This window comes from Ruegeria sp. AL7, from assembly GCF_056536105.1.
In genome coordinates this window covers 564,983-589,241 of the sequence record NZ_JBQFJF010000002.1, presented here as the reverse complement: position 1 = coordinate 589,241, position 24,259 = coordinate 564,983, and the positions used below count along the sequence as shown (strand labels likewise).

The following is a 24,259-nucleotide window of genomic DNA, read 5'->3' as shown; positions in this document are numbered from 1 at the left end:
TTTCTGCAGCTTGCGTTGCTGTGGATTTATTATCGATAAAACTTGAATACGCAACTGTGTTGGCGCAAACGATCATAAATCAAGCGGAAATGCCGCGCCTTCAGAAATCGAGCCCCAGATCGACGGTGCGGGCGGAATGCGTCAAGGCACCGGACGAGATGTAATCCACCCCTGTCGCCGCAATTGATGCGACCCGTTCCAACGTCACATTGCCGCTGGCTTCGGTCTTCAACCGCCCGCCCACCATGGCAACCGCTTCTCGCAGCATGTCATTGTCCATGTTGTCCAGCAAAACCACTGAAGCACCGCCAACGTCCAGCACTTCGGCAAGCTGGTCCAGTCGATCAACTTCAATCTCGACCGCCATCATGTGACTGGCCTGCGCCTTGGCGGCTTCAAGAACCTGACGAATACCGCCTGCCGCAGCAATGTGGTTGTCCTTGATCAGGATCGCATCTGATAAGGAATAGCGGTGGTTGAAACCGCCACCGTGCAGCACGGCCTGTTTTTCCACGATGCGCAGGCCTGGCGTGGTTTTGCGCGTGCAGGTCATGCGGGCCGTAGTGCCGTTGGTCTGCTCCACAAATGCGGCTGTCTTTGTGGCAATACCCGTCAGGCGCCCGGCAAAGTTCAGAGCGACACGTTCGCCGGACAGGATCGATGCGGCAGAGCCCTTGATGGTCATCAGTGTATCACCGCGTGCGCAACGCGAACCATCGTTGATCCGCACGTCAACCTCAAGCGACGGGTCCACAAGCCGGAACGCGATTGCGGCGACCTGCATCCCCGACACGACGGCGTTTTCGCGCGCGTTCAGTCTGGCTGTATAGGTTGTTTCCTGCGGAATAACCGCGCGAGTTGTCACATCACCGTAGCTTCCCAGATCCTCCATCAGCGCAGCGCGGACCATGGGTTCCAGGATCAGATCTGGCAGGATCGCATATGTCATGACACTTCCTCGCAGGCTTTGGCCCGAATGCTCATTGCTTCGGACAAATACATCCGGGACCGCTCTCCGGGCCCATCATTGGCTTTTGGAAAATCGGATCGCTTGTGTGCACCGCGGCTTTCTTCACGGTGCAAAGCAGCAGCAGCGATCAGGGTCGCGGTGGCACACATGTTGCAAAATGACGGGCAGGCATCGTGCTGCGCCTCCAAATGCGCAATAGTTTGCAGAGCACGGATTAGGCCCGTCCGGTCCCGGACAACACCAACGTCGCGCGTCATGGTTTCGCGCAACTCTTGGATAGCCCTTGTCGTGTCCGGAGTCACCACATGGACAAACTGCAATGTAACGGGGTCGGCATTTGACACCACCGGAACGGATGCCCCGATGCTTTCGGCGCAGATGCGCGCAAAGACAAGCGCCTCAAGCAGCCCGTTCGAGGCCAGCCGGTTGGCGCCGTGAAGGCCGGTCGAAGATGCCTCGCCGCAGACCCAAAGCCCGTCAAGTGTCGCGCGACCGTCAGTGTCGGTGGCAATACCACCCATGTGATAATGCGCTGCCGGTGCGACCGGAATCGGTTCGTTGACCGGGTCGATACCATTGCGCGCGCAGTATTCGGCAACTGCCGGGAACAGGTCCGTTATCTTCGAGCCTAATGCGGTACGGGTGTCCAGCATGGGTCGGTTACCCGCCTGCACTTCGGCAAAAATTGCACGCGCAACGACGTCTCGCGGGGCGAGTTCTGCGTCCGGGTGAACGGATAACATGAACCGGTCACCCTTATTGTTGATCAGCGTTGCCCCTTCGCCGCGCAACGCCTCGGTTGCCAGCGGAGCCGGATCTTCACCAACATCCATTGCCGTCGGATGAAACTGAACGAATTCGGCGTCAGCAATAAGCGCACCAGCACGTGCGGCCATCCCGATGACCTGCCCGCGAATGCGTGCCGGATTGGTCGTCAAGGCATACAACCCGCCAGAGCCACCCCCGGCAAGCAATACGGCAGGCCCGCAGATCGTAACGGGCTCGGACCCTGTTTCTGATGCGTCCTGAACCGTGACACCTGTCACCCGACCGTTTGATACGTCCAGCGCCGTGGCAAGGACACCTTCCAACACCTGAACCGAGGGTGTTTCATGCACCCGTTCGATCAGGGCAGCCATGATTTCACTACCTGCCTGATCCCCTTTCACCCGTACGACACGTGCGAAGCTATGCGCCGCTTCGCGTGACAACACATAACTGCCATCCTTGGTGCGATCAAATGGTGTGCCCAATGTCGTCAGGTCAAGGATATATTGCCGAGCCTCGCGCGTGACCAGATCGGCAACGGCCGGAACGACTATTCCCGCGCCAGCCTTGACGGTGTCCAGGCTGTGGCTTTCCGGGCTATCCGACAAATCCATTGCCGCGGCCACACCGCCTTGCGCCCATGAGGAACTTGCACCTTCGCCCAAAACATCGGGTGAGATTACAACCACTGGCCGCGGCGCGAGCTTCAATGCTGCATAAAGCGCGCCGATGCCAGCCCCCACAATAATGACGCGATCCGTGGTGACTTTGGTCATTTCAGATCAAATGCCGAGCTTGCGGGACAGATCAATCATCGCCTGAACGGATTTTCGCGCCTTTTCAGCCACATCTTCGGCGACCTCGACCTGCCCTTCCATCGTGTGCAGGGCGAAGAGGATCTTTTCAAGCGTGATTTTCTTCATATACGGGCACATGTTGCATGGCCCTACAAATTCGACCTCGGGCAATTCATCGGCAATGTTGGATGCCATCGAACACTCGGTGATCAGCATCGCCTTTTTCGGCTTTTCATCATGCACGTATTTGATGATGCCGCTGGTCGAGCCGGAATAGTCTGCCTCGGCCACCACATCCGGCGGGCATTCAGGATGCGCGATCAGCCGTGTTCCCGGGTTCCATTCGCGGAAGTCGCGCAGGTCCTGTGCCGTATATTGTTCGTGCACAATGCAAGAGCCGGGCCAATACACCACGTTCTTGTGGCTTTGATTGGCAACATTTTGCGCCAGGTACTGATCCGGCGTCATGATGACCGTATCACTTTCCATGGCGTTGACGATCTGAAGCGCGTTCGAAGAGGTGCAGCAGATATCCGAAGCTGCTTTGACCTCGGCAGTGGTGTTTACATAGGACACAACCGGCGCGCCGGGGTATTTGGCGCGCATTTCATCGATTCCCTCAGCGGTGATCGATTCTGCCAATGAACAACCGGCTTCCATGTCGGGCATCAGCACAGTCTTCTGAGGGCTGAGGATTTTCGATGTCTCGGCCATGAAATGAACACCGGCCTGAACGATCACATCTTCTTCGACTTCACTGGCCTTGATCGCAAGCTGCAAACTGTCCCCAACGAAATCGGACACACCGTGAAAAATCTCGGGCGTCATGTAATTGTGCCCAAGGATCACGGCATTACGCTCTTTCTTGAGCGTATTGATGGCTCGCACGTAAGGCGCGTAGATTGCCCAATCTGGTGGGCTGACCACGCGATCCATGCGGGCAAACGTTTCTTTCATCTCATTGGCCAGAGTGGCCGATGGGGCAAGGTCATAAACGTCCGAAATCACCGAGCGGACATGTGCAATATCGAGCAACGGGTAGCCACCTTTGTCAGTTGCCTTCAACCCCACGGGGTTGTTGAACGGCTTAGCCCTAGCCGAAACAGCACCGGTTCGAAACCGGAAAATGTGACGTTAGCGCTAAGGCAAACCGACAAAACAAAGGTTGGCGTGGTAATCAGCCCAAAATGCCCGGCAATCGCAGCCCATGTTCACGAGCGCAGGCTTTCGCGTCCTCGTACCCGGCGTCCGCGTGACGCCAAACCCCCGACGCGGGGTCATTCCAGAGCACCCTCTCCAATCGCTTGGCGGCGGCATCGGTTCCGTCTGCGCAGATGACGACGCCTGCATGCTGACTGAACCCCATGCCAACTCCGCCGCCGTGATGCAGCGAAACCCACGTTGCACCCGATGCCGTATTGACAAGCGCGTTCAGCAGCGGCCAGTCCGAAACAGCGTCCGAACCGTCCTTCATCGCCTCGGTCTCGCGGTTAGGTGAGGCGACAGAACCACTGTCAAGATGGTCTCGGCCGATGACGACCGGAGCTTTCAATTCGCCGTTTCTAACCATCTCGTTGAACGCCAGCCCGGCCTTGTGGCGATCTCCTAGCCCAATCCAACAGATCCGCGCCGGCAGGCCCTGAAACGCAATACGCTCCTGCGCCATGTCCAACCAGTTGTGCAGATGGGTATTGTCGGGGAACAGTTCCTTCATCTTGGCGTCTGTCTTGTAGATATCTTCAGGGTCACCGGACAACGCGCACCAGCGGAAGGGTCCGATACCCCGACAAAACAGCGGGCGAATATAGGCGGGTACGAAGCCGGGGAAGGCAAAAGCGTTCTCCAACCCCTCATCCTGAGCCACCTGTCGGATGTTGTTGCCGTAATCCAACGTCGGCACGCCCGCGTTCCAGAAGTCCACCATTGCAGCGACGTGTTGCTTCATCGAAGCACGTGCAGCCTTTTCGACCGCCTTCGGGTCACTTTCGCGCTTGTCTTTCCATTGCGCCATGGTCCAACCAAGCGGCAGGTAGCCGTTTACCGGATCGTGGGCACTGGTCTGATCCGTGACAATATCCGGGCGCATCCCGCCAGCTTGCATCCGAGCGTAAATTTCCGGGAAGATTTCAGCAGCGTTTCCCAACAAACCAACGGATTTCGCTTCGCCCGCCTTGGTCCAGCGAACAATCATTGCCAGCGCTTCGTCCAGCGTCTCGGCTTTTTCGTCCAGGTATTTTGTACGCAAGCGAAAGTCGATGCTGTCCGGGTTGCATTCCACGGCCAGACAACAAGCCCCTGCAAAGACAGCGGCCAGAGGCTGCGCGCCGCCCATTCCACCCAGTCCCCCGGTCAGGATCCACTTACCTGTCAGGTCGCCGTCGTAGTGCTGACGCCCGGCCTCGGCAAAAGTTTCATAAGTGCCCTGCACGATGCCCTGTGTACCGATATAGATCCACGAGCCAGCGGTCATCTGGCCGTACATCATCAGACCTTTCTTATCGAGCTCGTTGAAGTGGTTCCAATTGGCCCAGTGCGGCACAAGGTTCGAGTTTGCGATCAATACGCGGGGGGCATCGCTATGGGTGCGAACAATGGCAACCGGCTTGCCGGACTGGACGATCAGCGTTTCATCCTCTTCCAGATCCTTCAGGCTGGCAACGATGGTGTCAAAATCCTTCCACGTCCGCGCCGCGCGGCCAATCCCGCCATAGACCACCAGCTCATGCGGGTTTTCGGCCACGTCCGGATGCAGGTTGTTCATCATCATCCGCAATGGCGCCTCGGTCATCCAGCTTTTGGCGTTCAGTTCAGCTCCGGTGGGCGGAAAGATGTCACGGGTGTTTTTGCGAGGATCGGTCATCGGGCAAGCTCCAATGCTGTGTCATTGAGGGCGTCTAGAATGTCTTTCAACCAACGGCGGAGACGGTTGGCTTTGGCGGTGTCAAAAGTCCAGGGCGGCATTTCTGAGGTCAGGTAGGTCGACTGCGCCAGCTCCATCTGGATCGCGTGAATACTGTTATCCGGATGTCCGTAGTGGCGTGTCGTCCACCCACCTTTGAAGCGCCCGTTCAAAACGGTGCTGTAAGGGGATGAAGCGGCGAACTCATGTGCAATTGTTTCGATTTCCAATGCACAGGTCATCCCGTTATTTGTGCCAATGTTCATGTCGGGCAATACGCCGTCGAACAGAAAAGGAATGCGGCTGCGGATTGAGTGGCAATCATACAGCACAGCGATGCCATGGATCGCCTTCACCCTCTCCAGTTCGGCCAGCAAAGCGGCGTGATATGGCGCATGAAATGCGTCACGCCGTTCAATGATATCTTTTTCAGTTGGAGGGATGTCCCAGATGTCCTGCCCGTCGAAATCCGTCAGCGGCACCAGGGTCGTCGTGTTCTGGCCAGGGTAAAGGGAAGTACCGCTCGGGTCACGGTTGGCGTCGATCACATAGCGATGAAAGGTGGCCCGGACCGTGGTAGCACCGGGCAAAAGCCCGTCGTAAAGCATGTGGATGTGCCAATCCGTATCTGCCAGCGCCCGACCCTGTGCATTCAGTTTGGCATCAATCGCCGCAGGCACATAGGTGCCCGTGTGAGGCAGCCCCAAAACAATTGGACTATCGCCCTGAACTACTTCGACTGGATCAGTCATGCGCCAAGCTCCGGCATGGCGACACCAGCGCCATCGGAAATCTCACCGCTTGCAATAAGGGCCGAGGCTGCTTCGATGTCATTTGCCATGTACCTGTCATCTTCCAACGCCGGTACAACAGAACGCAGACGCGCCATGACACCTTGAAGGCTTTCACTGGTTGGCAGCGGCGCGCGATATTCAACCCCTTGCGTTGCGCACAGCAACTCGACCCCCAGGATACGTTCCAGATTGGTCACCATTTGCCCCAGCCGCCGTGCGCCATGGGCGGCCATTGACACGTGATCTTCCTGATTGGCCGAAGTCGGTGTTGAATCCGTGACGCAAGGATTGGCCAGATGCTTGTTTTCGCTCATCAGTGCGGCTGTCGTGACTTCGGCAATCATCAGGCCAGAGTTCAAACCGGGGTTGGGTGTCAAAAACGGAGGCAAATCAAAGCTGAGCACCGGATCGACGATCAGCGCGATGCGTCGCTGCGCAATCGCCCCGATCTCGGCCACTGCCAGAGCAATCATGTCGGCGGCAAACCCGACCGGTTCTGCATGAAAGTTTCCGCCTGATACGATCAACCCGGCCTCGGCCAGAACCAGAGGGTTATCGGTGGCGGCGTTGGCTTCGGTTTCCAGTGTCACCGAAGCCTGACGCAGCACATCCATCGCGGCACCAACAACCTGCGGCTGGCAGCGGATGCAGTACGGGTCCTGAACCCGCGTATCACCGTCCCGATGGCTTTCGCGAATGACCGACCCAGCCAGTAGCGCGCGCATGGTTGCGCCCGCTTCGATCTGGCCCCGGTGACCACGCAAGGCGTGAATTTCGGGCTGCAAAGGCGCGGTAGACCCCATAATCGCATCAGTTGTCAGGGCTGAAGTGACCAAAGCGCTTTGCGCCGCCCGCCAAGCGCCGAAAAGCCCCGCCAGCGCAAACGCCGTAGAAAACTGAGTGCCGTTGATCAGCGCCAGACCTTCCTTGGGGCCAAGTTCGACCGGGGTCAAACCTGCCGCTGCCAGCGCGTCGCCGCCAGACATGAGGGTGCCGCCAAACTCGGCCTCACCCTCGCCCATCATGACGGCTGCCATGTGCGACAGCGGTGCCAGATCGCCCGAAGCACCAACAGACCCCTGTGCCGGGATTACCGGTGTCACCCCTGCGCCAAGCATCGCTTCCAGCAGGTCAATCAGTTCCAGCCGCACACCCGACGCGCCACGTCCGAGGCTGAGCAGTTTGAGTGCCATCATGAGCCGCGCAACAGCACGCGGGATCGCTGGTCCGACGCCACAGCAATGGGACAGGATCAGGTTGCGTTGCAGCGTCGCGGTATCCTCGGCCGCGATCTTGACGCTTGCCAGTTTTCCAAAGCCCGTATTGACCCCGTAAACGGCGGCTTCGCCAGTCGCCGCCTCAATGATGCGAGCGTGTGCCGCGGCTATCGCAGGCCTGCAATCCGGGTCCAGCCGAACGGCGCATTCCTGGCGGAATACCTGTTCCAGCTGCGCCAGAGAGACAGCGCCGGGAGTTAACGTCAGAGTGGTCAAAATGCGCCTCCGAATATGCGGGCGTGAAGGGGATTAAAACCGATGCGGTAGGCAAGCTCGGCCGGGTGAGTGACATTCCAGACAGCCAGATCCGCCCGCAGGCCCTGAACGATCCTGCCGCAGTCTCTCAGGCCCAGTGCACGCGCGGCATTCACAGTGACACCTTTCAACGCTTCCTCGGGGGTCATTCGAAACAAGGTGCATCCCATGTTCATCGCAAGCAAAAGTGATGTCATCGGAGCCGAGCCCGGATTGCAGTCGGTCGCAAGGGCCATTGGCACGTCGTACTTGCGTAGCAAATCAATTGGCGGTTGTTGCGTCTCGCGCAGGGTGTAGAAAGCCCCGGGCAGTATCACGGCCACCGTGCCTGCCACTTCCATGGCTTTGACACCGCTTTCGTCCAGATACTCGATATGGTCGGCAGACAGCGCACCAAAGCTTGCAGCAAGTTTCGCACCACCCAGGTTGGACAGTTGTTCGGCATGCAATTTGACCGGCAGTCCTAGTTCCTTGGCAACGTCAAACAGTGGCACCAGTTGGTCGGGCAGGAAGGCAATCCCTTCGCAAAATGCGTCCACTGCATCAACCAAACCCTCGGCATGAGCCGCGCGGAGGGTCGGAATGCAAATCTCTGCAATGTACGCCTCGGGCCGGTCTTTATACTCGGCGGGCACAGCATGAGCGCCCAGAAAGCTAGTTATAATGCGCACCGGGCGGCTTTCCTGCAGGGCCCGCGCGGCGCGCAGCATGGTCAGCTCAGTTTCACGATCAAGCCCATAGCCCGATTTGACCTCGATCACCGAGACCCCTTCGGCGATCATCGCGTCCACGCGCGGCAGGGCCTGCGCAATCAAATCCTCTTTACTGGCCGCACGCGTGGCTTTCACGGTCGAAATAATCCCACCACCCGCGCGGGCCACCTCTTCATAGCTGGCACCGTTAAGGCGCATCTCAAACTCAGCCGCGCGGTGGCCGCCATGCACTACATGGGTATGGCAATCGATCAGAGCCGGCGTCACCAGCCGCCCGTCCAGCGAAGTTTGAGAGAATGTCGCGTATTCTTCCGGCAACTGCGTCTTCGGACCGACCCACGCGATCCGGTCCCCACGCACGACAATCGCCGCGTCTTCGATCAATCCGTATGCATCCGCACCAACCATGGTCGCGGCGTGCAGATCTGTGAACAGATGATCGTGGGTTTGCATTCGAATCCCTCTTCGGTGCAATTCTCTCTTTTCTGGTACAGGTCTTTATGTCATATGTCTATTCATAAAACCGGAGGTAGGGATGACGGTCATTTTCGCAAAACGGGCCTATCTGGCAGCCGGCTGGGCAGAGAATCTACGACTCGAGATCAAAAATGGTCGTATTGCCCGTCTGACACCCGACGCGGTCGCGCAACTCGGCGACACCTGCGTTGACACTCTACTGCCCGCTTTGGCCAACCTTCACAGCCATGCCTTTCAGCGTGCCATGGCGGGAATGACCGAATATCGGCAGGCTGGCCGTGACAGTTTCTGGACTTGGCGTGATCTGATGTATCGCTTCACAGCCCGCCTGAACCCCGAACACATTCAGGCCATCGCTGCGCAAGTCTATGTCGAGATGCAGGAGGCCGGGTACGCCTCGGTCGGGGAATTCCATTATCTGCACCACCAACCGAACGGGCAATCCTATGACAGGCTTTGCGAACTCAGCGACCGGATCATGGCCGCTGCTGCTGAGACCGGAATTGGCCTGACCCATCTGCCCGTGCTCTACAGCTATGCAGGAGTTGGGGAAAAACCACTGGAGGCGGGGCAGCGACGCTTTGGCAATGATGTGGACCGTTTTTGCGAACTTGTCGCGCAGGCGCGGGGTGCGCTCGGCAATCTTCCTGACGACTGTCGCGTCGGCATCGCGCCACATTCCCTACGCGCCACCTGTCCGCGCGATCTGGCGCAGGTGGTGGCATCACAAAGTTCCGGTCCAATCCATATTCACATTGCCGAACAACCCAGAGAGGTTGAGGAAGTGCAGGCTGGCCTTGGCGCGCGTCCGGTCGAATGGCTGCTGGATAATGCCCCGGTTGAGTCCAACTGGTGCCTGATCCACGCAACCCATATGACCGACGAAGAGACTTGCGCAATGGCCCGCAGCAAAGCGGTTGCCGGTCTGTGCCCGGTGACAGAAGCCAACCTGGGCGACGGGCCTTTCAACGGCCCTGTCTATCTGAATGCAGGCGGCGCTTTTGGCGTGGGATCGGACTCCAACGTGTTGATTTCCATGACCGAAGAGCTCCGCACACTCGAATACTCGCAACGACTGCGCGACCTGTCACGTAACGTGCTGGTGGTTGGCGAAGGCTCGGCAGGACAAACCCTTTATCGCGGCGCAGCTATTGGCGGTGCGCAGGCGCTAGGCCGCAACGCGGGGCAAATTACCGAAGGAATGCTGGCCGATCTCGTCGCCATCGACAGTCAGGCCCCTGCCCTTTGCGCACTACAACCTCACCAACTGCTGGATGGTCTAGTCTTTGCCGCCAAAGATAATGTCGTAACTGATCTTTGGTCCGCAGGCAGACACCAGGTTCAAAACGGACATCACGTCCTGCGGGACAAGGTCACGCGTAACTACAAAGGGGCAATAAGTGAGCTTCTGGCTGAGCTTTAGCTAGGGATCTTATTGAAACACACGCGAAGGATCTTAGCGCCTGCAGCCGGACTGACCGTAACAGCGGCGTTCAGCGTCATTGCGTCTCCGGCAACCAGCGGCGTGTTGTCTGACATGTGGGCCATTCCCGAGGCGACAAAGACAAACTCGCCCGCTGTCGCTTCAAATTCCTGATCATTTGCAAAAACGTTCACCACAACAACGACCTTTGAATCGTAGATCACATTGAATGCACGACACGGCCCGCCCAACAGCCGCGCATTCAGCGCGAGCGCCCCGTCGAACGAAACCGGCAGGAATGGCCGCGCTGGTAAAACACCACTATCACCGAGCAAATCAAGCCCGGTCCCTTCGATGATCGTGTGTACGCGCGACATCCCCGGAAATCGGGAAAATGGCCCATCCTGATCGATCCGGGCCACACTGATACGCCAGACGACATGTTTACCGACCCGCTTCGCGGCAAGTTCGGTTGTTACCCCGCCACCATTGGCCCATGGCGTAACCGCGCAATCCTGCAATCTGATAAGGTTCTGGGTCAAATTCTTTGCATCTCACCGTTAACCTAGACATAATATGAATAAGTTCGAAAATATAGTGAGCACAATGTGAACGAGCAAAAAAACGTCGGCTTCCAGGATATCCGCGATGAAGTTCTAAATCGCATCCAGACCAGAATTTGGCCGCAAGGCAGCCTGCTGCCCACCGAACTGGAGCTTGCCGCCGAGTTCGGCTGCGCCCGCGCGACTGTCAATCGAGCTCTGCGTGAACTTTCTGATCAGGGCATTGTAACACGCAAACGCAAAGGCGGCACACGTGTGGTTACAACACCGGTCAAACAGGCCAGATTGCCGATTGCGGTAGTCCGTCAAACCATTGAAGATATGAATGCAGAATACCGGTATGCGTTGGTCAGCCGTACACTTATTGATTGCCCGGCATGGCTACAAGCCAAACTCGGGCTGCCCGAGGGTACGCAAATTCTGCATTTGCGCTGTATGCACCATGCAGACAATCGCCCCTTCCAGTACGAGGAACGATGGATCAATACAGCCGCGGTACCGCACGTCATGGATGAAGACTTTCTGACCACCGGTCCAAACGAATGGTTGCTGGCCGAGGTTCCTTTTTCGAACGCGGAAATTGCATTCTCAGCTGTTCCGGCAACCGGTCCGCTTCAGGACTTTCTTTCTGTTCCGCCCGGAACACCTTTGTTCCAGTTGGAGCGGACAACGTGGTTTCGCAATACCCCAGTCACTTTCGTACGAATGACCTTTCATCAGGGTTATCAAATGCGGACTACGTACTGAGGCTTTTCCGCTATTGGTGGTCCTGCCGAAAGCCAAATCTCGACCCGCTACTCCGCTTGTCTCAAATAGGCACTACATCAAGTGCATGTGCATTCGGGTGGCCAAATTGCCAAGAACCCAGACGGTGCCAAGGATCATTATCATCAGAACCAGTGTCGAAAACAGAACTAGGTGCAGATCTTCACGGCTGCTGCGCCGACGGTCGATATGCAGGAAGTAGACAAGCTGCAGCACAAGCTGTGCCAATCCAAGCAACCCGATGGTCAGGTAAACACCAACCGTTTCAATCCCATAAACCTGTGCCACGCCAAACATTGCCAAGGTCAGCAACAGCGAGCCACCGTACCCGATCACATAGCGCCGACGCTCGCGACGATGCATTTCAGAGCGCTTATCCATAGGTCAGACCTCCGAAAAACACGATGGTAATGATCCCAATCCAGATCAGATCGAGAAAATGCCAGAACAACGCCAGCCGCACAACGCGCGAGATAACCACATCCGTCATGCCCTTGACGCGCAGCTGGATACCCAAAACGATCAGCCAAAGGCATCCAGTCGCAACGTGCAGACCATGAAGCGGGACCAACCCAAAAAAGGCTGACAGAAAACCGCTGCGCTGCGGAATGCCACCTTCTTCCGCCATGGCCATGAAGTCACGCACTTCCAGCACCAGAAAACTAAGGCCCAGAACAAGCGTGACGCCAAACCATAAGACAATGCGACCGCGCGGCAGATTGTACTTCAGCGCCAGCATCGCAAGACCGACTGTCAGGCTGCTGGTCAGCAGTATCAGGGTTTGCGCAAAGACACTTTTCAGATCAAACAGCTCGTGCGGGCCGGGGCCACCTGCCTGCGCATCGATCATCGTTATGTAAATCGCAAACATCAGGCCGAAATAGACCAGATCGCTCATCAAGAAGACCCAGAACCCAAAGGTGACAACCTCGGCCGCCTTGTGGGCGCTGGCGTGATGTTCCCCTAGATTGATACCGGGATAGCTGTGTGTCGGCGCGCGCTTCATGTCGCCACCTCCAGATCCGGGCGGGCAAGGCCGCGGTTTTCCGAAGAAGTTTCAGAGTCACGATCAACTGCGGCTTCGCTGTGGACCAACGCCAGCCAGGCTTCGTGATCCCTTCGCACCTCTTCCGCGGGGATGGTGAGTTCTGTACTGTCATCAAATGTCCAGATGATCACCGCAAGGATCATCAAAACCGTCATTATCGCGGCAAGCCACCAGATCCACCAGACCAGCGCAAATATCCATATGCCGCTGAGAACACACAGGACAAAGCCAATTCCCGTGTTTCGGGGCAGTTCGATATCTTCATAAGCGTCTGGTGTTGGATAGGCCGTTCCTTTTGCCTTCTGTGCCGTGAATTCATCCCGATCCGTAACCTTGGGGATGATCGCAAAGTTGTACGCGGGAGGCGGTGAAGGGATAGTCCATTCCAATGTGCGACCATCCCAGGGATCCCCAACAGGAACGCGGGTTTGGTCGCGGTCACGAATGCTGACCCATAGCTGGATCAGTACCGAGAACAATCCACAGGTAATAACTATTGCTCCGATGATGGCCACAATCATGAAAGGGTGGAAAGACGGATCGCTATAGCTGAAAGAGCGGCGTGGCATGCCCAATAGCCCGACGAAATAGAGCGGCATGAATGTCAGCAAAAACCCCCCGGTCCAGCAAAAGACAGAAACCCGGCCCCAGAATTCGTTCAGTCGGAATCCAAAGGCCTTGGGGAACCAGTAATTGTATGCCGCCAACAATCCGAACAACACGCCAGGCAATAACGCGTTGTGGAAATGAGCTACCAAAAACAGCGTATTGTGAACCTGGTAATCTACGGTTGGGTTTGCCAGGATCACACCGCTCAGCCCACCGATGGCAAACAGCATCAAAAATGACAGCCCATAGAGCATCGGCACCGAAAACCGAATGCGCCCCCGCCACAGCGTCGCCATCCAGTCATAGACTTTCACGCCGGTTGGGATGGCAATCAGCATGGTCGCAATACCAAACACCGCGTTGATCAGCGCGCTTTGACCCATGGTAAAAAAGTGGTGCAGCCAGACCGTGAACGACAACACTGCGATCGACATGGTCGCAATAACAAGCGAGTTGTAGCCATAAAGCCGTTTGGCCGAGAAGGTCGCAAACACCTCGGAATAGATGCCATAAGCAGGCAAAACCAGCAGGTAAACCTCGGGGTGGCCGAACAACCAAAACAGATTGGCATAGTTCATCATGTTGCCACCGAGGTCGTTTGTGAAAAAGTGGAAATCAAGATAGCGATCAGCGGCAAGCATCAGCGCGGCGACACCCAAAGGCGGCATAGCAAAGACGATCAGGATCGAACTGCAAATGATTGTCCAGCAATACATCGGCAGCCGCATGAACGTCATGCCCGGCGCGCGCAACTTGTAGATCGTAACGGCAAAATTGATACCCGTCAGCGAGGTGCCAATGCCCGAAACAACGATGGCCCAGATCCAGTAATCCGGTCCAACACCGGGATTGAACGCTGCGCCGGTATACGGTGGATAGGCTGTCCAGCCGCCGGTCGAAAACTCTCCAATCACCAGCGACACCATCAGCATCATGCCTGACGAAACCGTAAGGCCCAGACCAATCTGGTTTAGTCGCGGGAACGCCACATCGCGCGCGCCGATCATCAGCGGGACAATGTAATTCGCAACACCAAAGACAAAGGGAACGGCAACAAAGAAGACCATGATTGTGCCGTGAGTGCTGAAAAGCTCGGCAAAATGTTCGGCTTCGAGGAAACCGTCGCCGGGCCCGGAAGCCTGCTGCGCGCGCATGACAACGCCTTCAAGCACACCGCGCGCCAGCATCACGATGGCAAAGACGATATACATGATACCGATCTTTTTGTGATCGACGCTGGTCAGCCAATCGCGCCACAGGGGTGTCCACAGACGAAACCAGCTCAGCAATCCTACGACAACAACAACGCCAATAATCACAACAGCTGCGGCTGTATTGGCCACAATCTCATTAGTATTTGGGTTCTGGATCAACCCGGCAATCGGAAAAGCGTCCCAACTCAGACGCCCGAAGAAACCTGTCTCGGTCGGCGTCATTTTTGCGCCTCCTGCCCAAATGATGCAGTTCCAGGCTGTAGATCGATGGGCAGCGGCTGACCGCTGTGGTAGCGGCTCAGGATATTCCGGAACAGATCGTCTTTTATTGTGAAGTAGAGCGCATCATCCGGCATCCGAGATGTTCCCAAAGCGGCCTGAACTTCATCCCTGTCGGTCCGCATGGCCAGTTTCCGATACGTTGCCACATCTAGTTGGATGCTGTTGTTACGCACTTTTTCGACCCAAGCGTCGAAATCCTCATCACTCATTGCGATGGTGCGGAACTTCTGCTTGGTAAAGCCCCGTCCGTTGTACTGAGTGTTTTCACCCTGCATCACTTCCGGCGCATCCGCGACAAGATGTAACTGGGTGGTCATGCCCGGCATCGCATAAATCTGTCCGGCCAGCGCGGGTATCATAAACGACTGCATCACGGTATCGGTTGTCAGCGTCAATGCAACTTGCCGCTTTGTCGGAATTCCGAACTCTCCTACAGTGGCGACCCCAAGATCGGGGTACAGAAACAGCCACTTCCAATCCAGACCGACAACCTGAACCCGCAGCGCCGGATCTTCACCAAACGGTGCCGAATACGGGTCAAGCCGATGCGTCGCCTTCCAAAGGTAAAAAGACAGCAAGGCCACGATTATGACAGGCACACCCCACATTACAAATTCCAGCTTTGCCGAGAAATCCCAATCCGGCGCGTAGGGCGCAATGCGGTTGCTCCGGCGGCGATACCGAAACGCTATTATCGGGACCAGCACCAATACCGGGATAACGGCCAGCAGGATCAATACGGTCGCCCGAAGCAAATGCGTTTTCTGAACTGCCGCTATTGGGCCTTCCGGGTCCATAAAGCTGTCGCTGGCCAAAGCTGGTTGCGCCGAAACGATCAACAGGAGCACAACTACAAGCCTGAGCAAGGATGGATTGGACGAAATGACTTGTGCCACAGCTGACTGTCCTCTCCTCATCTCAATCCCATCCAACTATCGGCAAGCGGGTGAATTTTCTCAAGAGTTTTTCCGAACCGGGGATTGCCATCCTCAATTTTCTTTCAACTTTGGGTGTAAACGGCGACGGGTCGCGCGGCATCTTCCCGTTGACTTGCAAGGCCAGTCGGGACAGATAAATCGTCAATGCGTATTTTGCTGTTCACTCTAGGATTGATCATTCTGTCCCAGACCGCACTGGCACAGGATCGTGCAGCAATTGAACGCCAGTTTCAGTCGTGGTTGTTGGAGACGATCTGGCCGCAGGCGCAGGCCAAAGGTGTTTCGCGCAACACACTGCAACAGGCGTTTTCTGGTGTTACTCTGAACTGGGACCTGCCTGATCTGGTTCCCCCCGGACATAAACGCAAAACGCCCAAGGCGCAAAAACAAGCCGAGTTTGGATCGCCCAGCCGGTATTTCAATCCGGGGTCAATTCAGGGCGCAACGTCTATCGGGCGCAGGATGGCGAGGCAACACTCTGCGATTCTTGCCAAAGTCGAACGTCAAACGGGCGTTCCTGCTCGTATCATTCTGGCAATCTGGGGCAGAGAGAGCGGCTATGGGCAGGTGCCGATCCGCCATGATGCGTTCAGGGTTTTGTCGACCAAGGCATTCATGAGCACGCGCGCGGACTACTTCACGGCCGAGCTTATCGCGGCTCTGCAAATCGCGGAAGCAGGACCTCTGCCAGCCCGGCAATTGAAAAGCAGTTGGGCGGGCGCGTTAGGACAACCCCAATTCATGCCATCAAGCTATTTGGCTTACGCCGCAGATGGCAACGGCGACGGACAGGTCGATATCTGGGGGTCATCCGATGATACAATCACATCGATTGGCAACTACCTGAAACAGCACGGCTGGATCGCCGGGCGTGACTGGGGTTTCGAAGTGTCTGTGCCAGCAACCGTTTCATGTGCATTGGAAGGACCTGATCAAGGGCAGTCAATCCAGCAATGGGAAGCGATGGGCATAAACCGGGTCTCGGGCAAACCTTTTCCAGCCCACGAGTTGAAGGGGGCAGGTTACCTGATGATGCCGGCAGGACGATTTGGTCCTGCTTTTCTGGTCACTCCGAATTTTTACGTTTTGAAGGAATACAACAAAAGCGATCTGTATGCTTTGTTCGTCGGCCACGTCGGTGACAGAATCCAGTTTGGAAGCGGCGATTTTAAAGGGCAATGGCGCAAGGTCGGCGGCTTGTACCGTTCTGATATAGCAAAAATGCAGGGCGCGCTGGAAAGCTTGGGGTACGATGTTGGAGGCGTTGACGGCTTGCCAGGTTTCAAAACCCGCCGATCCATAGGCAGATGGCAGGAAACGAAGGGTGTTGCACCCACCTGTTTTCCCGAAACCTCGATGACAACGAAACTGGTCCGATAAGGCGCCAAGCATGCGTTGAACGGTACCACGCGACTTGCTTGAGCATCTTATCGCCGGTCGCAACAGACCGCCGTTATCACCAATCTTTGCGGTTCCGATCATATTGTTGCCCATTCGAAAACGGACTAGATGCGTCAGATCATGTATTTCCAAGAAGCTCGGATGTTTGCCGACGGGATACTTGTGTACATAAGACACGTTACTTGACGCAGCTTGCGACTAAGTGAGCCGTGTTAATTTCAGTTGCACAGTCCCTGCCATCCAAATTCTTTTCGGCCGCGCAGTCCTAAACTACTCGTCATAACAAGGCGCTATGCCCATCCAAAGAAAATATGCAGGACTCCGTCCGGGAGTTTTTCAAGACAACCGACGCCGCTCCAAACATATCAACTTTCCGTGAACGACAAATCGTCGTCAGATTTTTGGCACAGAGTTATAGCGGAAGGGTCTCTGGGAACTGTGGTTCAGGCCTTGTATACAGGAAACACCGGAGTCGGCTTTTGACTCATCTGGACCGAGGTGGCACGATTTGGTCAATAACGGCCGGCACACCGGGCATGATTGATTGACGCGGTTTTGAAGACTAAGAGGACATTCCGGATGTTTTCTGCTTTTCCGGCCAAGTTTTGTTTTGAGAGGCACCATGACACGCAAAGTCACCAAAGCAGTTTTTCCAGTGGCGGGAATGGGAACCCGGTTTTTGCCGGCAACCAAATCTGTTCCGAAAGAGATCATGACGTTGGTGGATCGCCCGCTGGTGCAATATGCAATCGATGAAGCGCGCGCCGCTGGTATCAAAGAGTTCATCTTTGTGACGTCTCGCGGGAAATCCGCGCTTGAAGATTACTTTGACCACAACCTTGTCCTCGAACAGGAGTTAATGGCCAAGGGCAAAAACAAGCTTCTCGATATCCTAAACAAGACCAATATGGAAAGCGGCGCGATTGCCTATATCCGCCAACACAAAGCCCTGGGGTTGGGGCATGCTGTATGGTGTGCACGCCGTTTGATAGGCGATGAACCCTTTGCTGTAATGCTGCCTGACGATGTGATTGCTGCAGATAAACCATGTCTGCAACAAATGGTTGAAGCCTATGAGGAAACGGGCGGCAACATGGTGGCAACGATGGAAGTTTCACCAGAAAAGACCAGTTCGTACGGCGTTCTGGATGTCGTCGACAGTATCGGCCCGGTCATTCCGGCCAAGGGTATGGTTGAAAAACCCGAACCCTCAAAAGCGCCATCCAATCTGGCGGTTATCGGGCGCTATATTCTTCGACCTTCCGTATTGAACAACCTGAACGCAATGAAAACCGGAAGCGGCGGTGAAATCCAACTGACTGATGCGATCGCCGAGGATATCGCATCCGGCGTGCCCGTTTTTGGCTACAAGTTCGACGGGCAGCGTTTCGATTGCGGTTCAAAATCCGGTTTTCTGCAAGCGACAGTTTCCTTTGCCCTTGCCCGTGACGACCTGCGCGATGATCTGAGCCAATATCTGAATGACATCGTTGCAACTGGAAAAGCGGCCCAGTAGCCACGGGATCTCCCATTCCACAAAAAGAATTGAACAATATCGTTGGCCATCAGCAATTCAGGGGCACGTGTATGAACAGAACGGTCTATCCAGTCATCCTGTGTGGTGGTTCAGGAACGCGTTTGTGGCCCCTGTCGCGCAAAAGCTATCCCAAGCAATTCGTTCCACTTGTCGGAAAAACCAGTCTGTTACAGGATTGTGCCGACCGGATGCTTGGACCCTCGCATACGCCCTATGCCAAACCAATGGTTCTCACCAACGAAGCCTTTCGGTTTATTGTACCTGAACAGCTGACCGCTATTGGGATCGACCCCGGTCCGATTCTGATTGAGCCTGAAGGGCGAAACACGGCCCCTGCCGTACTGGCGGCTGCGTTGTACCTTGCCTCACGTGATCCGGATGCCATCATGCTGGTCGCGCCTTCAGATCATGTGCTTCCAAACAAGGCGGCTTTTCATCAGGCCGTCGCCACAGGCGTGCGCGCAATTGCCGAACGAAGCGATCTGGTGACATTTGGCATCACGCCCACTCGGCCCGAAACCGGGTATGGCTACTTAAAGCTGAACGACGCCCCAGACGCGTCCGGGGGTGCAGTTCGCCTGGATCGGTTCGTGGAGAAGCCGGATTTGGAAGCCGCGCAGGCGATGGTGAAAGATGGCAGTTACCTGTGGAATTCCGGCATCTTCCTGTTTGCGGTACGTGACATCGTTGCAGCATATAAAAAATACGCAAGCACCCTTGTTGCACCTGTCCAAAAGGCCGTCGACAGCGCAAAGGCAGATTTGGGGTTCCTGAGATTGGACCCTTCGGCTTGGGCTGACGTCGATGACGTCTCGATCGACTATGCGGTCATGGAAAAAGCCCCCAACCTTAGCGTGGTTCCGTATTCCGCAGGTTGGTCGGATGTTGGAAGTTGGACGGCTGTTCAAGAATTGTCAAACCCTGATGAAAACGGCACCGCGACAAATGGGGAAGTAACCACAATCGACTGCTGCAACGTTCTGATACGATCAGAATCGCCAGCTCAGGAAGTGGTGGCAATGGGGCTTGAGAACATTATCGCAGTTGCGATGCCGGATGCTGTGCTGGTTGCTAGCATGGACAAAGCCCAGGACGTCAAGCAGGCTGTCGCTGCCTTAAAGGCTAAGGGGGCCAAACAGGCAGATACGCTTCCGGTCGATCACCGCCCCTGGGGCTGGTTTGAGAGCCTCGTGATCGGTGACAGATTTCAGGTCAAACGAATCCATGTACATCCTGGCGCTTCACTCAGCCTGCAGTCCCATCACCATCGGTCCGAGCATTGGATTGTGGTTGAGGGCACCGCCAAGGTCACAATCGATGATCAGGAACGGTTGGTTAGCGAAAATCAGTCCGTCTATATCCCGCTGGGTGCCGTGCACCGGATGGAGAACCCTGGCAAAGTGCCCATGGTTTTGATCGAAGTGCAGACCGGCACCTATTTAGGCGAAGATGACATCATTCGATATGAAGACATTTATGCCCGGGACTAAGCGGCGACATAGTTCTCTATAGGCCATACTCGGGTCGGCTTGTCCCCGGAGATACTTAGGTTAACAGATTATTTCCTGTGCGGTCGGCCAGGTCAGACGGGATTGACGCGCCTTACGGCAGAGTGGCGCGCGACCGACTTTCGGACCGACAGCCACAGGAGGACCCTCGTGTCAATGACCTCACCCAGATTGCGCCTGCCTTTTCTACAACCTTCGCAGGCTCAAAAACACGTTACTCACAATGAAGCACTGCGGCAGCTTGATCTGGTCGTACAGCTGACAGTGCGAACGACCAATTCCAGCACTCCGCCCGTAGTCCCCGAGCAGGGCGATGTCTATGCTCTAGGCGTCACCCCCACCGGGGACTGGGCCGGACATGCAGGAGAGCTTGCCGCATGGCTGGACGACGCCTGGCATTTCTTGACCCCGTATGCGGGCTGGCGCGCCTGGGACGAGGCCACTGGTGAACTGAAGTTCTGGAATGGGTCTGACTGGCTGCCCTTGCCCGTCAATACTCAGAACCTGAATGGTGTTGGGGTGGCAACAAGTTCGGACGCTACGAATCGCTTGTCTGTCCGAAGCCCGGCAACGCTTCTGAGCCATGAGGGCGGCGGGCATCAGCTAAAGATCAACAAGGCGGGTGCCAGCGATACAGCATCGCTGGTGTTTCAGTCGAACTGGACCGGTCACGCTGAAATGGGGTTATCCGGAAGTACGTGGTTTTCAATCAAAGTGTCCCCTGACGGAGGTACCTGGACGGAAGCTCTGACTTTTGACCCCGCGACCGGAACAGCGGCTGGTGCAGCTGTTCAGGGCAATGCGACGGATACCACTCCGGGTCGCCTGATGCGTGCCGACTACGGTTATGGGCCGGGTAACCTTCTGGGGTCGGTATCAGAAGTTGGCGGTATACCAACCGGTGCGGTCATAGAGCGCGGAAGTAACACCAATGGCGAATTTACACGTTTTGCCGATGGAACCCTGATCTGCACCGCCGCGTTGCTTCCTGTCGCATGCACGGCCGCGGAAGGCGTATTGTTCGCAAGCGCTGCAATGACGTGGAACTACCCAGCTCCATTTTCCTCTGCGCCAAGCGTTAGTGGCAGCGCTGGAGCCAATAATCGTTTCATCGGGTTTGATGTGCCCGGAAACACTCAAGCCACGTGCAAAGCCCTCTCTGTAACTTCGGATACAGCGGCTTTTTCACCAAGTGTCATCGCCATAGGGCGCTGGTTCTGAGCACAGCTGCCGCCTGAACTGTGGTTCGGGCGGTTTTTTTGCGTCGTCGGTCTATTTCTATAGCAATCGCCAATTCCATTGGACCCGCTACAGGCGCCTTGCTCCGGGCGAAAAGTGGGCGGCGCAACACCGCCCGCTTACTGGCTGTTTATTACTGGTCCATGCCCAGAATTGTATCTTTTCAGCTGACAATGGACGTGATTCAACAAGTTCTGCGCAGCACGACGGATTGTAAAAACTCTGTTCCCGCGCATATTGCCTCAAAAACAACAAGAAAACATGGGAACTCAGCAACCATACCTGTAAATCATTGAAACCGGCGCTGGATTCTTCGATTTTGCCCGCGCCGTTGATAGTAATTGGTATAAAAGGATTAGGCAGATGCGCATTGCAATGATCGGCACCGGGTATGTGGGCCTTGTTTCCGGTGTGTGTTTCTCGGACTTCGGTCATGATGTGATTTGCGTTGATAAGGCTGAGCAGAAGATCGATATGCTCAAAGCCGGACAGGTGCCTATTTATGAACCAGGTCTGGACGTGCTGATGGCGCGAAACGTCGCGGCTGGCCGCCTGAGCTTCACAACCGATCTTGCAGCCGCAGTGGACGGCGCGGATGCTATCTTTATTGCAGTTGGAACGCCAACCCGGCGTGGAGACGGCCATGCGGATCTGACCTATGTGATGGCAGCGGCGGAAGAAATCGCTCAGGCTGTCACCGGGTATACCGTTATCGTCACAAAATCGACTGTGCCCGTCGGAACAAACCGAAAAGTGCAGGAAACAGTCAAGGCCGCTAACCCCCTGGCCGAATTTGACGTGGCTTCGAACCCTGAATTCCTTCGCGAAGGCGCGGCAATAGACGATTTCATGCGCCCGGACCGCGTTGTGGTCGGCGTCGAAAATGACCGCGCTGCCGAGGTGATGGCAGAAATTTACCGCCCTCTTTACCTGCGCGACTTCCCGATCCTGACCACCGATCTGGAAAGCGCCGAGATGATAAAATACGCCGCCAACGCGTTTCTAGCGACCAAAATTACCTTCATCAATGAAATCGCCGGGCTATGCGAAAAAGTTGGTGCGGATGTCAAAGAAGTATCGCGTGGCATTGGCCTTGACGGGCGGATTGGCAACAAATTCCTGCATGCAGGACCTGGCTACGGTGGTTCATGTTTTCCAAAAGACACGGCCGCGTTGGCCCGGATCGGGCAGGACCACGCGCATCCGATGCAAATCACCGAGACCGTCATCCGCGTGAATGACGAAATCAAGAAACGGATGATCGAGAAAATTCGTGACGCATGTGACGATCATTTCAACGGCAAGACCGTGACGGTTCTGGGTGTCACGTTCAAACCCAATACGGACGATATGCGCGACGCGCCATCACTGTCCATCGTCCCCGCCCTGATAGGCGGAGGCGCAAAGGTGCGTGTTGTTGACCCACAGGGAAAATCTGAAGGAGAGGCGCTTTTGCCGGGCGTCGAATGGTGCGACGATCCGTACATCGCCGCGCGGGGCGCGGATGTTGTTGTGCTGCTGACGGAATGGAATGAATTCCGCGCGCTGAACCTTTCCGAAATTGCGGCGTCAATGAAATCAGCCAGGATGGTCGACCTGCGCAACATCTACTCGAAAACTACAGCGCTGAAATCGGGGTTCGAAACCTACGTCGGCGTTGGACGCTGAAAGCACCCGTCCAATCATACCGTTTCGCAAGTAGTTGACGGATCATAGTGCGGCTGTCCAAACCCGGTAGCGGCCTTGTCCGGTGACTTCGCGCACCAGACCTCTCCGGGTGAACAGGTCAAAATTCCGTTGAACCGCCGCGCGGGAAGAATTGGTAAGTTCTTCTGCAAGTGGGGCCGAGACCATCGGCCACGCCGCCAGAGCATCAATCAGACGCGGGGGGGTGCGACCGCTCAGATCCTGCGTCGCGTCGCGGGCCTTACCCTCCCAGACACTGATCCTGTCGAGGTGCAGCAAAGCCGCAAGAACAGCTTGCCCGGCGCCCTGTATCCAAGACCCTAACTTTTCCGTCGGCCCACCTGTTCCGCGCAACGCACCCGGACCAGACAACGCCAGTGGCATGAACATTGCGCCGCCCCGCCCCATCGAAGCCGCGTGCCGCGCTGCGATGATTGCCGCCTCGGTGTCTTGTCCGACCCCCTGCGAAACCGCTCGCCATGCATGAAACGCGATGGCCGATTGTGTCACCGGGTGCAGCCTTTCAGCATTCCGCATGACTTCGGCCAGATCAACGATCGCTTCAGGCGTCGCATCGGCCCCCTGAGCCAGACGGTCGAGAAACGCGGTCAACCCGCTTTCCCACCCGCCTGTCGCAGGGCCCGCGCCAGAGCTCAGACGGCGCACGGCCCAACCTGCCCGGAACAGCGCCTGCACGTCATCGTGGGTCGCGCCGATCCTCAGACCCGTCCACAAAGCCAGGCGGTCCACGCTGACCCGATCCCCTGTCCACCACCCCAGATCGGACGTTTCCATAAGTGCCAAACGATGCGTCCACCCCTCAGGCCCCGAACGCAGCCGCTCATCCAGAGCGCCAAAGGTCAGGGCAAGATCAGCAAGCTCTGCCGACAATTCTGATTGTGCCGAATACCAATCGCGCGGATCGAACAATGGGCGCTGATCCGATCGGGGACCAGGCAAAAAGAAACCTTCCTCCACGTCCTGGTCCGGGGGCAAAAACCAAGGGTCGTCTTCTTCTGCCGGATCACCGTCATAGATGCTGGCTGGGCCAAGATCATCGACCTCGTCTTCTGGAAGGGGCATGGTTTTCTTCGAC

20 protein-coding genes are annotated in these 24,259 nt (G+C 56.3%); 7 read left to right on the top strand and 13 right to left on the bottom strand.

Annotated elements, in window-relative coordinates:
- Positions 1 to 100: 100 nt before the first annotated feature.
- From nadC to hutI, 7 genes are all read right to left on the bottom strand, one after another.
- The gene (gene nadC, locus ACR3E2_RS19955; protein ID WP_480483640.1) at positions 101 to 949 is read right to left on the bottom strand and encodes a carboxylating nicotinate-nucleotide diphosphorylase; all 849 of its coding nucleotides are present in this window, start codon (positions 947 to 949) and stop codon (positions 101 to 103) included.
- Positions 946 to 2,514: an L-aspartate oxidase gene (locus ACR3E2_RS19950; protein ID WP_480483639.1), complete on the bottom strand. Its 1,569-nt coding sequence runs from the start codon at positions 2,512 to 2,514 to the stop codon at positions 946 to 948. Before ACR3E2_RS19950 ends, nadC begins: the two co-directional genes overlap by 4 nt.
- A 6-nt stretch (positions 2,515 to 2,520) precedes the next feature.
- A complete protein-coding gene (gene nadA / locus ACR3E2_RS19945) occupies positions 2,521 to 3,570 on the bottom strand; it encodes a quinolinate synthase NadA (protein ID WP_480483638.1) in 1,050 nt (349 codons plus the stop codon).
- A gap of 142 nt (positions 3,571 to 3,712) precedes the next feature.
- Positions 3,713 to 5,395, bottom strand: a complete 1,683-nt coding sequence (gene hutU / locus ACR3E2_RS19940; protein ID WP_480483637.1) for a urocanate hydratase — start codon at positions 5,393 to 5,395, stop codon at positions 3,713 to 3,715.
- Positions 5,392 to 6,186 (bottom strand): N-formylglutamate deformylase, encoded by a 795-nt coding sequence (gene hutG / locus ACR3E2_RS19935; RefSeq protein ID WP_480483636.1) that lies wholly within the window; start codon positions 6,184 to 6,186, stop codon positions 5,392 to 5,394. The genes hutU and hutG overlap by 4 nt, the downstream gene beginning before the upstream one ends.
- A complete protein-coding gene (hutH, locus tag ACR3E2_RS19930) occupies positions 6,183 to 7,721 on the bottom strand; it encodes a histidine ammonia-lyase (RefSeq protein WP_480483635.1) in 1,539 nt (512 codons plus the stop codon). The genes hutG and hutH overlap by 4 nt, the downstream gene beginning before the upstream one ends.
- The gene (gene hutI, locus ACR3E2_RS19925; RefSeq protein ID WP_480483634.1) at positions 7,718 to 8,926 is read right to left on the bottom strand and encodes an imidazolonepropionase; all 1,209 of its coding nucleotides are present in this window, start codon (positions 8,924 to 8,926) and stop codon (positions 7,718 to 7,720) included. Before hutI ends, hutH begins: the two co-directional genes overlap by 4 nt.
- 82 nt (positions 8,927 to 9,008) lie before the next feature.
- Here hutI and ACR3E2_RS19920 point away from each other — a divergent pair, with 82 nt between their 5' ends.
- Positions 9,009 to 10,373, top strand: a complete 1,365-nt coding sequence (locus tag ACR3E2_RS19920) for a formimidoylglutamate deiminase (protein WP_480483633.1) — start codon at positions 9,009 to 9,011, stop codon at positions 10,371 to 10,373.
- Here the strand turns inward: ACR3E2_RS19920 and ACR3E2_RS19915 are convergent.
- Positions 10,370 to 10,915 (bottom strand): HutD/Ves family protein, encoded by a 546-nt coding sequence (locus tag ACR3E2_RS19915; RefSeq protein ID WP_480483632.1) that lies wholly within the window; start codon positions 10,913 to 10,915, stop codon positions 10,370 to 10,372. The two genes, ACR3E2_RS19920 and ACR3E2_RS19915, sit on opposite strands and share 4 nt — an antisense overlap.
- Before the next feature lie 66 nt (positions 10,916 to 10,981).
- On the opposite strand from ACR3E2_RS19915, the gene ACR3E2_RS19910 reads away from it, so the two are divergent.
- A complete protein-coding gene (locus ACR3E2_RS19910) occupies positions 10,982 to 11,683 on the top strand; it encodes a GntR family transcriptional regulator (protein WP_480483631.1) in 702 nt (233 codons plus the stop codon).
- Between the two features lie 72 nt (positions 11,684 to 11,755).
- Here the strand turns inward: ACR3E2_RS19910 and ACR3E2_RS19905 are convergent, their stop codons facing one another.
- From ACR3E2_RS19905 to ACR3E2_RS19890, 4 genes are read right to left on the bottom strand one after another with little or no spacing between them, the layout of a single operon-like run.
- Complete coding sequence (locus ACR3E2_RS19905) at positions 11,756 to 12,082, bottom strand: cytochrome o ubiquinol oxidase subunit IV (RefSeq protein WP_480483630.1); 327 nt, start codon at positions 12,080 to 12,082, stop codon at positions 11,756 to 11,758.
- Complete coding sequence (locus ACR3E2_RS19900) at positions 12,075 to 12,707, bottom strand: cytochrome c oxidase subunit 3 (RefSeq protein ID WP_480483629.1); 633 nt, start codon at positions 12,705 to 12,707, stop codon at positions 12,075 to 12,077. The genes ACR3E2_RS19905 and ACR3E2_RS19900 overlap by 8 nt, the downstream gene beginning before the upstream one ends.
- Entirely contained in the window at positions 12,704 to 14,794 is a 2,091-nt protein-coding gene (locus ACR3E2_RS19895; protein ID WP_480483628.1) for a cbb3-type cytochrome c oxidase subunit I, read from the bottom strand. The genes ACR3E2_RS19900 and ACR3E2_RS19895 overlap by 4 nt, the downstream gene beginning before the upstream one ends.
- Positions 14,791 to 15,750 (bottom strand): cytochrome ubiquinol oxidase subunit II, encoded by a 960-nt coding sequence (locus ACR3E2_RS19890; RefSeq protein ID WP_480483627.1) that lies wholly within the window; start codon positions 15,748 to 15,750, stop codon positions 14,791 to 14,793. The genes ACR3E2_RS19895 and ACR3E2_RS19890 overlap by 4 nt, the downstream gene beginning before the upstream one ends.
- A gap of 186 nt (positions 15,751 to 15,936) precedes the next feature.
- On the opposite strand from ACR3E2_RS19890, the gene ACR3E2_RS19885 reads away from it, so the two are divergent.
- The 5 genes from ACR3E2_RS19885 (at position 15,937) to ACR3E2_RS19865 (ending at position 23,145) form a co-directional block, all read left to right on the top strand.
- Positions 15,937 to 17,172, top strand: coding sequence for a lytic murein transglycosylase (locus ACR3E2_RS19885; RefSeq protein WP_480483626.1), 1,236 nt, complete (start codon positions 15,937 to 15,939; stop codon positions 17,170 to 17,172).
- Between the two features lie 643 nt (positions 17,173 to 17,815).
- Positions 17,816 to 18,709 carry a UTP--glucose-1-phosphate uridylyltransferase gene (locus ACR3E2_RS19880; protein ID WP_480483625.1) on the top strand — a complete coding sequence of 298 codons (894 nt, stop codon included), beginning with the start codon at positions 17,816 to 17,818 and terminating at the stop codon, positions 18,707 to 18,709.
- Between the two features lie 71 nt (positions 18,710 to 18,780).
- A complete protein-coding gene (locus ACR3E2_RS19875) occupies positions 18,781 to 20,220 on the top strand; it encodes a mannose-1-phosphate guanylyltransferase/mannose-6-phosphate isomerase (protein ID WP_480483624.1) in 1,440 nt (479 codons plus the stop codon).
- Between the two features lie 174 nt (positions 20,221 to 20,394).
- Entirely contained in the window at positions 20,395 to 21,459 is a 1,065-nt protein-coding gene (locus ACR3E2_RS19870; protein ID WP_480483623.1) for a DUF2793 domain-containing protein, read from the top strand.
- A 381-nt stretch (positions 21,460 to 21,840) separates the two neighbouring features.
- Positions 21,841 to 23,145 (top strand): UDP-glucose dehydrogenase family protein, encoded by a 1,305-nt coding sequence (locus ACR3E2_RS19865; protein WP_480483622.1) that lies wholly within the window; start codon positions 21,841 to 21,843, stop codon positions 23,143 to 23,145.
- A 42-nt stretch (positions 23,146 to 23,187) separates the two neighbouring features.
- On the opposite strand, the gene ACR3E2_RS19860 is transcribed toward ACR3E2_RS19865, so the two are convergent.
- Positions 23,188 to 24,246: a helix-turn-helix domain-containing protein gene (locus tag ACR3E2_RS19860; protein WP_480483621.1), complete on the bottom strand. Its 1,059-nt coding sequence runs from the start codon at positions 24,244 to 24,246 to the stop codon at positions 23,188 to 23,190.
- Positions 24,247 to 24,259: the final 13 nt, after the last annotated feature.

Excerpts from the sequence above, each read along its gene's own strand:
- nadC (WP_480483640.1), bottom strand. The coding sequence starts at position 949 with ATGACATATGCGATCCTGCCAGATCTGATCCTGGAACCCATGGTCCGC.
- ACR3E2_RS19950 (WP_480483639.1), bottom strand. The coding sequence starts at position 2,514 with ATGACCAAAGTCACCACGGATCGCGTCATTATTGTGGGGGCTGGCATC.
- hutU (WP_480483637.1), bottom strand. The coding sequence starts at position 5,395 with ATGACCGATCCTCGCAAAAACACCCGTGACATCTTTCCGCCCACCGGA.
- hutG (WP_480483636.1), bottom strand. The coding sequence starts at position 6,186 with ATGACTGATCCAGTCGAAGTAGTTCAGGGCGATAGTCCAATTGTTTTG.
- hutI (WP_480483634.1), bottom strand. The coding sequence starts at position 8,926 with ATGCAAACCCACGATCATCTGTTCACAGATCTGCACGCCGCGACCATG.
- ACR3E2_RS19920 (WP_480483633.1), top strand. The coding sequence starts at position 9,009 with ATGACGGTCATTTTCGCAAAACGGGCCTATCTGGCAGCCGGCTGGGCA.
- ACR3E2_RS19905 (WP_480483630.1), bottom strand. The coding sequence starts at position 12,082 with ATGGATAAGCGCTCTGAAATGCATCGTCGCGAGCGTCGGCGCTATGTG.
- ACR3E2_RS19900 (WP_480483629.1), bottom strand. The coding sequence starts at position 12,707 with ATGAAGCGCGCGCCGACACACAGCTATCCCGGTATCAATCTAGGGGAA.
- ACR3E2_RS19895 (WP_480483628.1), bottom strand. The coding sequence starts at position 14,794 with ATGACGCCGACCGAGACAGGTTTCTTCGGGCGTCTGAGTTGGGACGCT.
- ACR3E2_RS19885 (WP_480483626.1), top strand. The coding sequence starts at position 15,937 with ATGCGTATTTTGCTGTTCACTCTAGGATTGATCATTCTGTCCCAGACC.
- ACR3E2_RS19880 (WP_480483625.1), top strand. The coding sequence starts at position 17,816 with ATGACACGCAAAGTCACCAAAGCAGTTTTTCCAGTGGCGGGAATGGGA.
- ACR3E2_RS19875 (WP_480483624.1), top strand. The coding sequence starts at position 18,781 with ATGAACAGAACGGTCTATCCAGTCATCCTGTGTGGTGGTTCAGGAACG.
- ACR3E2_RS19870 (WP_480483623.1), top strand. The coding sequence starts at position 20,395 with ATGACCTCACCCAGATTGCGCCTGCCTTTTCTACAACCTTCGCAGGCT.
- ACR3E2_RS19865 (WP_480483622.1), top strand. The coding sequence starts at position 21,841 with ATGCGCATTGCAATGATCGGCACCGGGTATGTGGGCCTTGTTTCCGGT.
- ACR3E2_RS19860 (WP_480483621.1), bottom strand. The coding sequence starts at position 24,246 with ATGCCCCTTCCAGAAGACGAGGTCGATGATCTTGGCCCAGCCAGCATC.